Genomic DNA, 12,543 nt, shown 5'->3' on the forward strand with positions numbered 1-12,543 from the left:
GGTATCAATTTAAGCTATGTTTTGGTGATCCAGTCAAAAATCCTCTTCAACATTAAAAACAAAAGCCAGAATTGACTGAATCTGAAATTAGGAAATCTGTAAGGAAGCTAAATTAGTGAAAAAAACTGCGGTCTATCTCGATCACAATATCTTAGATTCGATACTAAAGAGCAGAGTTTCAAACCTGTCTGACCATTTCAGAGATGAAGAAATCGTATATGTTTATTCAAGTGAAAACTTAGTTGAAATCAGAAAGTCAGTTGGGTTTGAGGGTAGGTTACTTGCAATACTAAAAGATTTAAATGCTATGTATTTGTTTGTTGAGCATGATTTACATGGAAGACCAACTGGAAAATATGAGTTTCGAGATGGAGACCCTCTGGACTTCTATTTAGATCTGGATAACGCGCGATCTGAAACGACAGATTCAAATTTTGGTTTTGATGAAATAATTCAAAAACTATACGGTGGAGCAAGTGATAAGTCTTACTCTGAAATAACTCAGCAGGGCATTCAGGATATATTCTATGAGCTTGACGAAGCTCTTGAGGGTATAAGGGATGAAGTAGATCATGTGCGCTTTGATATAATTAAGTCTCATTTCTCCGATCTAAAAGACGAGATTAAATCTAGATTTCAAAATATGGGTTACATCTTTGACATTGAAACTTCAAAAAACAACTACACAACTTGGGAAGATGGAATTGGTATAGGACCAAAAGAGTTAAATAATATTAAGCCTCCTAGAGTAGTTGAAAAGGTTTGGGAAGCAGTTTCAGATAAACTTCCCGGTGAAGTAACTTTTGAAAAAATGTTTGGTTTAGGCCCAATATATGAGGGCGCTTTAAGCCCTCGCAATAATATCGACAAGTGCAATGCTATATATCATGCACTTAACTTTTTCGGTTATTATCGAGACAAGGGTATGAAAAAACTTAGACGAGTACGTGCTTCAAGCTGTGATATGACTCATGCGGGAAATGCTTCGTTATGCGATGTCCTACTGTCTGGCGATAAAGATTTTTGTATCAAGGCTCAGGCGGCATATGAATTCCTTAATATAAACACAAAGATTATTGATGTAAGTAAAGAAATTAATTTGCACGGTGTATCATGATTCGACTTTCATTAAATTAGTGTTGTTGATATCTCATCATGGACTAAGAGATATATTTTATTGATTAGAAGGTAATTTTAAAGATATGACTCAATCACCAGAGCTAGCCGGAGGCGATGGCTTTACTTATGAAGGGGATGCTGCTGCATATTATCTTTCAGCATTATTAGCAGAAGCATATGCTCCAGGCGTCAAAGATCGAGTTGTTGTGGGGGTATCGGTACAACAACGAGATTTCGGAGAGCCGCTCGATGATGTGGTCGTTGATTTTGCTAACGTAGGTAACAATGCTAACAAAGCAAGGTTGAGCCTCCAAGTTAAACGGTCTCTGACAATTAGTGACGCAGACACCAATTCTGATTTTAAGAATATCATTCGTGATAGTTGGGCAACTTTAAAGAAGACCGATTTTCGGTTGAATACAGATCGATATGGTGTTGCTACAGGGACGGTCAGTGCCGCAAAGGCACGAGTAATAAATACTCTTTGTGAATTAGCACGAGAAAGCCAAGAAACAAGTCATTTTGAAACGCGCTATACAGAAGAAGGAAATGCCAGTGCAGAACTGAGGGCAGTGAAAGAATGCATTGTTAACCTGCTTGAGAAAGCAAAAGGAAGTGCATGCACCCCTGAAGAAATCCATCAGTTCCTTGCCCACTTCGTACTCATCCAGTTTGATTTTCTTCATGAAGGGGCTAAGGACTCACCTGAAGCTATAAACTTAATAAAAAATTCACTTGCAGAAGATGAATCTTCTAAAGCACCGCTGGTTTGGTCCAAGATGGTTCAATTGGCTCGCGCATCCGCTGGTAAAGCAGGTCAGTTTGATCGCGCTAGGCTAGCAAGAGAGCTGTCAATCATTGTTAAGCTGCGAGGTGCAGATTCATTACGTCAAGATCTAGAGAAATTAATAGAGCTAGCAAAAAGTTATGCCAATTTAATTCCTGATGATGTCGGGGGGACTAGACTCAGCCGCGATGAACTCATCAGTCAGTTAGACGCTAAGCTGCAAAGGGCAAGAGTTATTCAGGTTACAGGCTTGCCAGGTAGCGGAAAGTCAGTATTGATGAGGCGGTCAGTTCAGCGAGCAATAGCTCAAGGGGCGACGCTATTTTTAAAGGCAGAGCAATTAGAAGGGACCAGTTGGCTTAGTTTTGCAAATCATAATGGGCTTACCAGTTCTTCACTAGAGGCTCTACTTTTTGAAATTGGCGTCTCGGGTACTTCTGTTCTTTTCATTGATGCCATCGATCGTGTTGACAAAGAGCGGCAAGGTATCATCCTTGATTTAATAAGAACCATTAAAAAATCTGCTTTGCTAGACCAGTGGCATATTGTTGTCTCACTTAGGGATAGTGAAATTGAGGTTTTGAGGAGCTGGCTCGGTGAATATCTTGATGATCTTGTCATAGAAACGGTTAATGTTAATCAACTAAGTGATGATGAGGCTGAGGAGCTGGCTAAAGAAAAACCTCACCTCAGGTCGCTCTTATTTGGTTCTTCAGAAGTTAAAAGTATTGTTAGACGGCCTTTCTTTGCAAAGGTATTGAATCAAAGTTATCAGGCAGATCCAAACAATCAAACATTCGTTCCACAGTCAGAAGTTGATTTAATCGAGCATTGGTGGAGGCTTGGTGGTTACAACGAGCAGGGGCAAAATGCTCTTGAGCGACAGCAATTGCTTTTGGATTTAGCAAGTAGACGAGCTCGAAGCTTAAGCGAGCCTATTAGGTTGAGCGATCTAGCAGCGATACAGCATATTGATAGCCTTAAGTCTGACGGTGTTCTCCAGGATACTCGCCTGGGTTTATCGATAAACTTTTCACACGATATATTTTTTGAGTGGGCCTTTTTTTATGTGCTTGCAGATAAAGGTGGTCGGTGGTTAGAAGAAATAAAAGCATGTGGCGAGCCGCCAGCTGTTGCGAGGGTTGTAGAACTTGTTTCACAGTGGGAGTATGCCAACGGAGAAAACTGGTCGTCGTCTCTGGCGTTGACCATAGACTCGTCTCTCAGGTCACAATGGCAGAGGGCTTGGCTAGTCGGGCCATTAGGTAGTTCGATATTTGAATCTAGTGAAGAGCAATTTGAGGTCGAAGTATTTACGAATGATTTTCTGTTGTTAAGGAAAGTGTTGGTTTGGTTTCAAGCGGAAAAAACTTCGCCTAATATGAATGTACCCCTCGGTTCACTTCCTTTGAGTGAAAGGCAGAGGTTCGCTGATTTGCTGGGGTGGCCTTCGGACTTTTCGTCGTGGCGTCGTTTAATCGCCTTTATACTTAAACGTATTTCAAAAATTCCTCATAGATTGTATCCGGAAATTGTAGCGATTTTTGAAGTTTGGCAGAACGCCTTAGCAGATCTAGAGAATCCAGCTTCAAAAGCTATACTGAAACAGTGTGCAAAGTGGCTTAAAGAATTAGATGAAATCGAATTTTCTGAAAGGCCAAGCGAAAAGTCAGCTTATTGGAGTGAAGTTCCAAATGTAAGTGACTTCCGGAAATCCCTCATCAGGCTGTTGTTAAGATCGGTTAGGGTGGAACCAGCTCATTCTCAGGAATATCTTCAGCGTTATATGAACGCAAAGTATTCTCGAAATGGTGAGTTTAGTGAAATCATTGGCTTTTCTCCTGTAGTTTCTCAGTCAATACCCGAATCGGTAGTTGAGCTATCATTAAACTATCTCTGTCAAGAGCTGCCAGATGAGCAGGTTGAAAGAGAACATAAGGAGCATGATGAACAAGTTAAATGGCGTAAAACTGTTTTAGCGAAACCTGAATCAGAACGCACTGATGAAGAACGGCGTTTCCTTGACTTTTCCACTCCGTTCTTATCTACTGGTTTTTCTCACCATGATTGGGACAGGTTATGTATTCGGGATGATTACAAGAGTTTTAATCCACCATCACCTCTGCATGAACCTTTTCAGTCACTCTTTCAACATTCCCCTGAAAACGCTTTGAAATTATTGAAGGAGCTTTGTAATCATGCAATGTCTGCATGGAGACAAATGCATAAGCATTCTTACGACAAGACGGGCACACCATTACCGCTTGAGTTGTCGTTTCCCTGGGGAGAACAAATGTTTTGGGGATCTGATCGCGAATATCTATGGTTCCGTGGTATGTGGGCACCTAATGTGATCGCCGCTGGATTCATGGCGCTTGAAGAGTGGTGTTTTTCAGAACTGGAAGAAGGAAAATCAGCGGACGAATTGATACGCCAGGTAGTTGAAGGTAATGAGTGTATTGGTGCATTGGGCGTTGCCTCAACGTTGGCTATTCATTCTGGAGCTGCGAGCGAAGTGACTTTTCCCTTAGTGAGTTCTCAGCGTCTACTAACAGCAGATATGAATCGAAGAGTACAAGAGCTTCAATCATCGGCTAACTTGATGGGTTTTAGAAGTAAAGGTGATTTTGTACATGTTGAAGCTATAAAAAAAGCAAATGCAAGACAGGTACGGAATCTAGACCTGCCATGGTTGGTGCAAAGAAGTATTGTTTCTAACGATCCGCTTAGCGAGCGCTTAAAGAAAGTAATATTAAACTTTAAAAGCAATCTCCCGTTTCAATATCAAGAGCATGAAGGTGATCAACATATTGCTCAGTTGCTGAGTAATAAGGCCGACGAATTGGCGGAGCTAGTTGATGTCAAGAATTATCAGGTTTATGACGTTGAAGATGATCCGGATAAGATGATGGTAGTGCACGAAAGTCCATCTGCTAAAAGCCCAGAGAATGTTGCAATAGTTTCAGAGGCAAACGAATATCTTAAAATATCTAATCTTTGGGCATGGGCGTCGAAATACTTTGAAGAACAATCTCTGAGTGAAACATTTTCGGTAGCGGATGCAATCAAGATTGCCAAGGACGCAGACTCTGCAAATTTGTTCTTTAATGCGCCTGAGCAAGAAGTGGGAGGGTCGTTAGGGATGCGAAGAGGTGCCGTTTCAGCTACTGCGGCTCTTGCTCTTAATCTTAAGAATGATTGTTCTCCTGATGATTTGTCGTGGGCACGGGATGTCCTAGCTCGAGCTGTTCAGCTAAAAGAAAAGCCTGATACGTTGTGGCCACCAAACTCCGTCATTCCATGGCATCAAGGTATTTTTATTGCTAGGGGGTGGGGAGCAGATTTACGAGATGGCACTGCCAAAGATGGTTTGGTTAGTGATCTATTCAATTTGATTGCTCATCCCTTAGAGGTGGTTTCGCTGGCCGCTCTTGATGAAGCCTGCAATCTATGGAATTACGATTCTAAATTTACTTGGGCTTCTCTGATGCTAGCTTTTTCTCTCTGTAAGTTACCCGGTCGTGGTCGAATGGGACCGAGTAATTCGGAATATAATCCACGGCCAGCTATTGATATAGCACTTGATTATTATAATCAAGGCACTGGTTGGAAGGCTCTTCCTATGCCACCCGAAGCTTGGGTCAAGATTGAACCCGATGATGAAAGATATCAACGGAGAAGTCATAGCCAATATAAAAGTTATGATGTCATCGATGAAAATGAATATTGGGTAGAGCCAGAAGAGTTTTGGGCCTCACAGAAAGCTGCGAAATTGCTTGAGCGTATACCTTTTGAAGAAATTTTAAACAGCGAAGCAAAAGAAGAATTTCTGAGGTTTCTTGAAGGGGTTTTAGAGTGGACAAATCAGAAGAATGCTCCTCATTGGATAAAGCCAGGAAGGCGCAGGCAGTCAGCAACTGACTATCTTGAATGGACGTGCTCTTTGGGGAGCGGGCTTGGTATAGTCTCTGGACTTCTTTCACTTAGCGATTTTAAGTCGAAATTCTTAGAACCAATGCTGAATCTGGAGGGCGAAAATTGCTGGGGAATTCTTTCATCTTTTGCTAACGCCTACGTTTGTGCCTATGTTTATGATGCCAAAAAAATGCCTGATGATGTTATTGAGGTACTCGACCTGATTCTCGAAAGGCTTTTGAAATCTTCATCATTTCGACGGAATGCTTATCGCATTGGAGAGTTAACCGGCTTTGATCTACCAAAACTAGTTGAGCTCATGATGTTTGTCTCTGTAGAGCAGGCAGATTTGGCTGCTCGATATGTGAATGGCGATTGGTCTGAGATAGAACATATTTTGCCAATAGTGGATAAGTTTGTTCGCAACGCAGGCTGGGCTGCTTCGATAATACGACATTTTCTCACTCTGTGTGAGAGAGCGAAAGGTAATTATCCTGTAGAACTATTTGCTGACCAGATACTTTGTGTTCTTAGTGATGGACACGAAAATCTAAAGGGATGGCATGGAACATTTATTCCGGCGAGAATTGCTGAGTTGGTTCAGCACTTTTCCCATCGTGATACTCCTATGAATCAAAAATTGGCTCAGAAGTTTCTGAAGATATTAGATACGCTGGTTGATATGGGGGATAGAAGAAGTGCAGCGCTTCAGCTTAGTGAGGCTTTTAGAGAAGTAAGGTTATCATAATGACGATATGTGCTTTGGTCACGAATACGTACCTTTACTTCTTTTCAATTTGATGTTGCGCGAGAGCAAAATGCCAATGTTCTTCATCAGCGTGCAAATAGCGAGAAGTAGTGTTGATATCATTATGACGTGCCGTTTGGCGGATATGGTGTAAATCAATTCCGCGATCAGCAAGATGCGTCATAGCGGTGTGGCGCATCCAATGTGTAGAAGCCTTTCTTAATTTAAATGCGTAGTCAGGCTTTTCAGTCTCAAGTGAATCAGCAGTTTGATTGAATATCTTTTTAACGATTCGATAAATCATATTAGAAGAAATACTTTGGCTACCCTTCAAACTGCGTAGTACGGGCGTATTTTCATCAGATGCTGGTAAACCCGAAAGATCTAAAAATTGCCGATAGTCAATTAATGCGGAGAGCATGGATTCATTGACGGGTACTTTATCGCGTTTGTTCCCTTTACCAAGAATATAGCACCACCACTTACCACGGCTTTCTCGAAAATCACTCATTTGCAAGTTAGCGACTTCACTCACTCGCGGCCCAAGCAGATAAAGCAAATGGAATAAAAATCGAATACGGGCTTTATGTTCACGTTCACGTAGAGACTTTTCGGGAAGATCTTCGATAAAGTTCCAAACATAAAGCCATAGCTCTTGTTCCAGGAATCGTTCGACTGTGTTTTTATTCGAAGACTTTGCTCGTTTCCGTCGCAACAATTTAACCGGATTACCTAATAAATAGCCTGCATCGGATAAGTAGCCAAATGCAGCACCAATCACCACTAACGCTTGGTGTCGACTGGATTCGCTCAGAGGCCCTAAAAATGGTCGCCACTCATCAGAATGCCTTGGTCTTCGTGGACCACACCATTGTTTAGTGGGAACGGGGGAGGCTAGAAACTCCTCGTACACTCGTAAATCATCTCGATTTAAACTCGAAAACGGTTTATTCAAGACCAACAAGCTCCACAGTAAGAGCCTCTCAATTTCTTTCCGGTAATTACGATACGTTTGAGGCGTGTCTTTGAATTCGTCGAGCCAACTATTGATCGCTTCTAGATCATTCTGCGCATCAATTAACAGCCCATTACCGGCATTAGGATTGGAGCCATGAGTCCCATCAAGTTCAGAACCGAGTTTAAGAAGTTCTAAGGGCAGTGGATGTGTAATGGAAATTTCGCTCATCTTATTGATTTTGCTTTAGTAATTAGACTCTTTACGTCAGTATAAACGAATTTTCATTTAATTCAAGATTAGTATAATAATCATGAATTTTATTATTATTTAATGCTATTTTATACGTATTACGTAATATGTTATTTAATGATAAACTCAGTGAATCAATCTATAAAAGGTGTTCAAAGGATCAATTATGGCTCGTCACGGTGTTAGTTATGAAGAAGCTAAACAAGTTTTCACTACCATTCTCATCCAGGGAGAATCGCTGAGCATACAACGTGCTCGAGAATCCTATGGTTCAGGCAGCAATTCAACCTGGCAACAACACCTTGCGAAGTTTCGTGAAGAACAGAAAGGAAAAGCAATTCGTACTTTGCCTGATAGTTTTCCAGAAGAGTTAGTACCGATGTTTGAACAACTCTGGGTCAAAGCAAATGAAGCCGCAGAGAAACGTTTTGAGCAAGAACAATCTCTAGCCAAAGAGAAAGACGTCATTCAAAAAAAGGAAGTCCAAACACTTGAAGCTAAAATAGAATCACTACAAGAAAACTTGGCTAAAGCTCTCGAAAACAATGAATACCTCGAAGGTGCTCAGGCTCAGCTAGATCAGACGCTTAATGAGAAAGAACAACAGTTCATTCGTATAAACACGAAAAATAATGCTCAAATTGAGTCATTAATTAGTAAAAATAAAGAACTTTTAAGGAGCCTCGATGAATTTAAAAAAGCTAACGAACAACTGATAATGCAGCATGAGAATGCAATTAAAGAAATTAACATCAAGCATTCAAACGAATTAGTACGCGTAGAAAACAACGAAGCTAAATGGCTTAATCTCTATGACGAGGCGAAACAAAATACTAAACAACTCAATAAAAAGCTAGATGAGCTTACCATGGAAAATTCAAAGTTAAGGTCACTTGAAAAAGAGAAAATTAGTGTTGATACCGAGCTTAGAGTCAATAAAGAGCAACTTAAAAAAGTAGAATTGAAAGGCACAAAGCTTGAATCTATAAATGATCAGTTAATCAGAGATAATGAGTCGCTTAAAATTCAACTCGATAATACCAAGAAAGCGAACCTAAAATTCACTGAAGAAATCAAACAACTTAAAAAACGAGGTCGGCTATCTAAAAATACTGTCAAGAAAAAGCCTACTAAAGAGAAGACCAATAATTAAAGTTAGCTTTAGCTTGATTGAGTATGTTAATCAAACTGGACGACGAAATTTGGAGTTTAGTTGGAATTTAAGGGGGTTAGTTGGAGGATTTTCAATGAATTAGTTGGTCGTCCACTGAAACTGTCGTCCAGTCTCTTCCAAGGGGTCTAGATGCGCATAATGCATATTATGTTAAATAAGAATTATAATAATACAACTAACAAATGAGCTAATTTTTGAGGAAGGTTCTACAGATAATTCTAGATGGAACCTAAGTTAACTTTCAACATTCTCCAACTCTAACACCGTTTTCAATAACAAATTGCTACCTGTTTCAACATCATCCCAATGAGACCATTCATCTGGAGCGTGACTAATTCCACCCACACTGGGAATAAAAATAAGACCTGTTGGTACTAAGTCAGTAAAGAACTGACAATCATGACCTGCGCCACTTGGCATAATTAAGTAGTCGAGTTTTTCTTTTTTTGCGATTGATTCAACCAAGTTAATAATTTGGTTATTGAATTTTTTGGGCTCTAACCAGCTCATTTGCTCATATTCAAACATTAAATTATGTTTGCGCGCAATTGCAGAGAGAACTTTTCGACAACTAGTAGCCAGTTGTTCCATCACATGAGGATCTAAATCACGCCCAACCAATGTGAAGTAAGCTTCGCCTGGTATTGTATGTGCGTAGCCAGGTTTCAGTTCAACACGGCCAATCGTTAAGCGGGACGAGTCACTCCCTTCTTCGTCAATAATTCGAGAGATTTCATGGGCAAAATCAGCCACCCCCATAAATGCATCACTGCGCATGTCCATTGGTGCTGTACCAGCGTGATCAGCTTTACCAATTAATTTGACCAACCATTTGAAAACACCAGAAATGCCAGTAACAATTCCTACTTCTTTATTTTGAGCTTCTAAAACGGGCCCTTGTTCAATATGCAACTCAAGAAAAGCTTTAATCGTTTTGGGATCCCGCCTAGCATGTAATGCTTCTTGAGGTTCTAGCCCAACTTTTTTTAAAGCATCAACCAATCGCTCACCATTTGGATCTTGTGCTGATTCTAACCATTCTAAAGTCAATTGGCCTGATAATGCTTGTGCTCCTAACATTCCACCAAATCGCCCTTCTTCTTCACTGGTGGCAATAACTTCAATTGGATATTTAGGTTCAATTTGGTTTTCTGCTAAAGTACGAACAATTTCAAGGCCGCTAATAACACCGAGTGTTCCATCAAACATTCCACCGGCAGGAACAGAATCCAAATGGGAGGCAATCGTAATGGCCGGCTCAGTTGATGAGCCATAACGACCGCATACATTGCCTGCACCATCCATGTGTACATCCATTCCAGCTTCGTTATATTTATCCATTAGCCAGCGGCGTGCTTGCATGTCAATTTCAGTTAAACCTTGCCGATATATACCTTTATCATTGGTATTAAATCCAAATTTGGAAAGTGCATATAAATCTGATTCAATTCTTTCTATATTGACTTTTAACATATCGTTTTTCTATCTCTGAAAAATTAAATTTTATTTTTCCGTATTATAAAAAACAGAAAAAAATATTTAGGTTTTATTGACAGACCACCCTAATTGTTTGGCTCTTTCGTAAGCAATGGCTGGAATATCAGTTTCGATAAAGTGATTATGAAGCAACTGAACACCAAGTACATGATTGAGTACTCCGTCTAACTGAACTTTAACTTCTCGATCCATATTTGGATCATCATGACTTTTTATGAGTGATTCAATCGCATCATAATCAAGTACACCGGCGGCTTGAACTTTTTCTTTGCTAGCATATTCACTCATTAAATTGAGCATTGAGCGCCATTTATTTTCATCTGTGTGTGCTGGTGGTGCCATAAATGCAAATTTCTGTCTTTTGTAAAGAGATTCTGGTAATAGCCCTTTCATCGCTTCTCGAAGCACATATTTTTCAGTGGCCCCTTTTATTCTCATTTGTGGCGGTACTTCTGTTGCAAATTTTGCAAGGTGATGATCGAGAAATGCAGGACGAGCTTCCATCGAGTTAGCCATATCAACTCTGTCTCCTCCCCAAGTTAATATTTGACCTTCTAACATGGTTTTAATCCATACATATTGCGCTTTATCAAGTGGATGTCGACCTTCTAACTGGCTTTGGTCAAACGTTTCTGCAATGGCTCTACCTGCATCATATTGATTAAGCGCTTGGCGCTTATCGACATTTAATAATTGCATTCCAAACTCGTGGCAATGTAACCAGTTTTGTAAACAAGTAGGCGTAAAACCAACTATTTCGTTCATTGCTGCTGATGAAAATGATTCTCGAGGAAGCATTGCTCCTTTAAATAATTGATTGCTATCGTTAAGACTTTTTTGCCATTCTGATTTGAGTGTTGATGGTAAATCATCAAGGCCATATAAAAACATATCTTGACGAAATGCAGGGTAACCAGCGAAAAGTTCATCTGAACCTTCTCCCGTTAAAACCACTTTATATTGATTGTTACGAACTGTCTCGCTCATTAATAGTTTGGCTACTGCGAGTGTATTGTAAATGGTTCTTTCGGTATGCCATATGGTGCGAGAAAAATTCTCGTAAAGTTGTTCTGCCGAAAGTTTGAGTATTGTTTGTTCTGCACCTGTTTTTTGCGCCATTTCTGTTGCAATAGGTGTTTCATCATAGTCCTCACTATCAAAACCAATAGTAAATGCTTTAACTGGATCTTGTCGAACTGCAGCAGAAAGTCCTAAGATTGAACAAGAATCTATGCCGCCAGAAAGATAGCAACCAACAGGAACATCGGCTTGTAAACGATGGTGTACTGCTTCAAGTAATTGTTCTCGGACCCCTTCAATGTAATAGCTTTCATCTTTATGATCGATATATTCTCCAGCAACAGGAAAATCAATATCCCAGTATTTTTGCTCTTTTACGGTCAGACGTCCATTACGTCGTTTTATTTTTATAAAGTGACCAGGACTAACTTGATGAATATCCTTAAATGCGGTTGTACCAGGAACCATAACTTGAATTAGTTGATGATAAGTTCCTTGAGCTGTTAATTCTCGTTTAACTTTGGGATGAGCAAAAAGAACTTTTAATTCAGAACCAAATACAATGCCATCAGGTGTTTCTGTCCAATAAAGTGGCTTAACACCAAAACGGTCTCGGACTAAATATAGACAATCATCATTTTTATCATAAAGTGCGAAAGCAAATTCGCCCCGTAATTGTTCAATGGTTTTTTCTATGCCATACCTTGGATATAAATGCAGAATAATTTCCGAATCACTTTTACTTTTAAAGTCAGCTCCCTGACTGGTTAAATTGGCTCTGATTTTTTGAAAGTCATAAAACTCGCCATTATGTACTAGAAAATAATTTTGATCATCGCCTACATGAGGCTGTCGCCCTCTTTCTTTGTTAAGATCAATAATTGATAAACGTGCATGACTCATTCCCAATCCTAACCCATCGGGGTTGGCATACCCAAAATCATCAGGGCCTCTGTGGTATTGAATGGCTGCCATATTGACCAACAATTGTGGGTCAACGTTATGTTCTTTTGCGTGGTGAAAAACACCAGCAATACCGCACATAAACTACTCCTAATTTTAAATTTGATTTATCA

At 40.0% G+C, this 12,543-nt stretch carries 6 protein-coding genes; 3 read left to right on the forward strand and 3 right to left on the reverse strand.

Annotated features, from left to right (window positions below):
- The first annotated feature begins 115 nt into the window (after nt 1-115).
- Nucleotides 116-1,117, forward strand: coding sequence for a hypothetical protein (locus ACT5E3_RS12705; RefSeq protein WP_444993911.1), 1,002 nt, complete (start codon nt 116-118; stop codon nt 1,115-1,117).
- 85 nt (nt 1,118-1,202) lie between these two features.
- The gene (locus ACT5E3_RS12710) at nt 1,203-6,569 is read left to right on the forward strand and encodes a hypothetical protein (protein WP_444993912.1); all 5,367 of its coding nucleotides are present in this window, start codon (nt 1,203-1,205) and stop codon (nt 6,567-6,569) included.
- 34 nt (nt 6,570-6,603) lie between these two features.
- Here the strand turns inward: ACT5E3_RS12710 and ACT5E3_RS12715 are convergent, their stop codons facing one another.
- On the reverse strand, nt 6,604-7,524 hold the full coding sequence (locus ACT5E3_RS12715; protein ID WP_444993913.1) for a tyrosine-type recombinase/integrase: 921 nt from the start codon (nt 7,522-7,524) through the stop codon (nt 6,604-6,606).
- Between the two features lie 418 nt (nt 7,525-7,942).
- On the opposite strand from ACT5E3_RS12715, the gene ACT5E3_RS12720 reads away from it, so the two are divergent.
- Complete coding sequence (locus ACT5E3_RS12720) at nt 7,943-8,929, forward strand: DNA-binding protein (protein ID WP_444993914.1); 987 nt, start codon at nt 7,943-7,945, stop codon at nt 8,927-8,929.
- A 255-nt stretch (nt 8,930-9,184) separates the two neighbouring features.
- Here ACT5E3_RS12720 and ACT5E3_RS12725 read toward each other — a convergent pair whose 3' ends face one another.
- Nucleotides 9,185-10,423, reverse strand: a complete 1,239-nt coding sequence (locus ACT5E3_RS12725) for a Zn-dependent hydrolase (protein WP_444993915.1) — start codon at nt 10,421-10,423, stop codon at nt 9,185-9,187.
- Nucleotides 10,424-10,489: 66 nt separating this feature from the next.
- On the reverse strand, nt 10,490-12,511 hold the full coding sequence (asnB, locus tag ACT5E3_RS12730; protein ID WP_444993916.1) for an asparagine synthase (glutamine-hydrolyzing): 2,022 nt from the start codon (nt 12,509-12,511) through the stop codon (nt 10,490-10,492).
- Between the last annotated feature and the right edge of the window lie 32 nt (nt 12,512-12,543).

The sequence above is a fragment of the Aliikangiella litoralis genome, assembly GCF_052495765.1.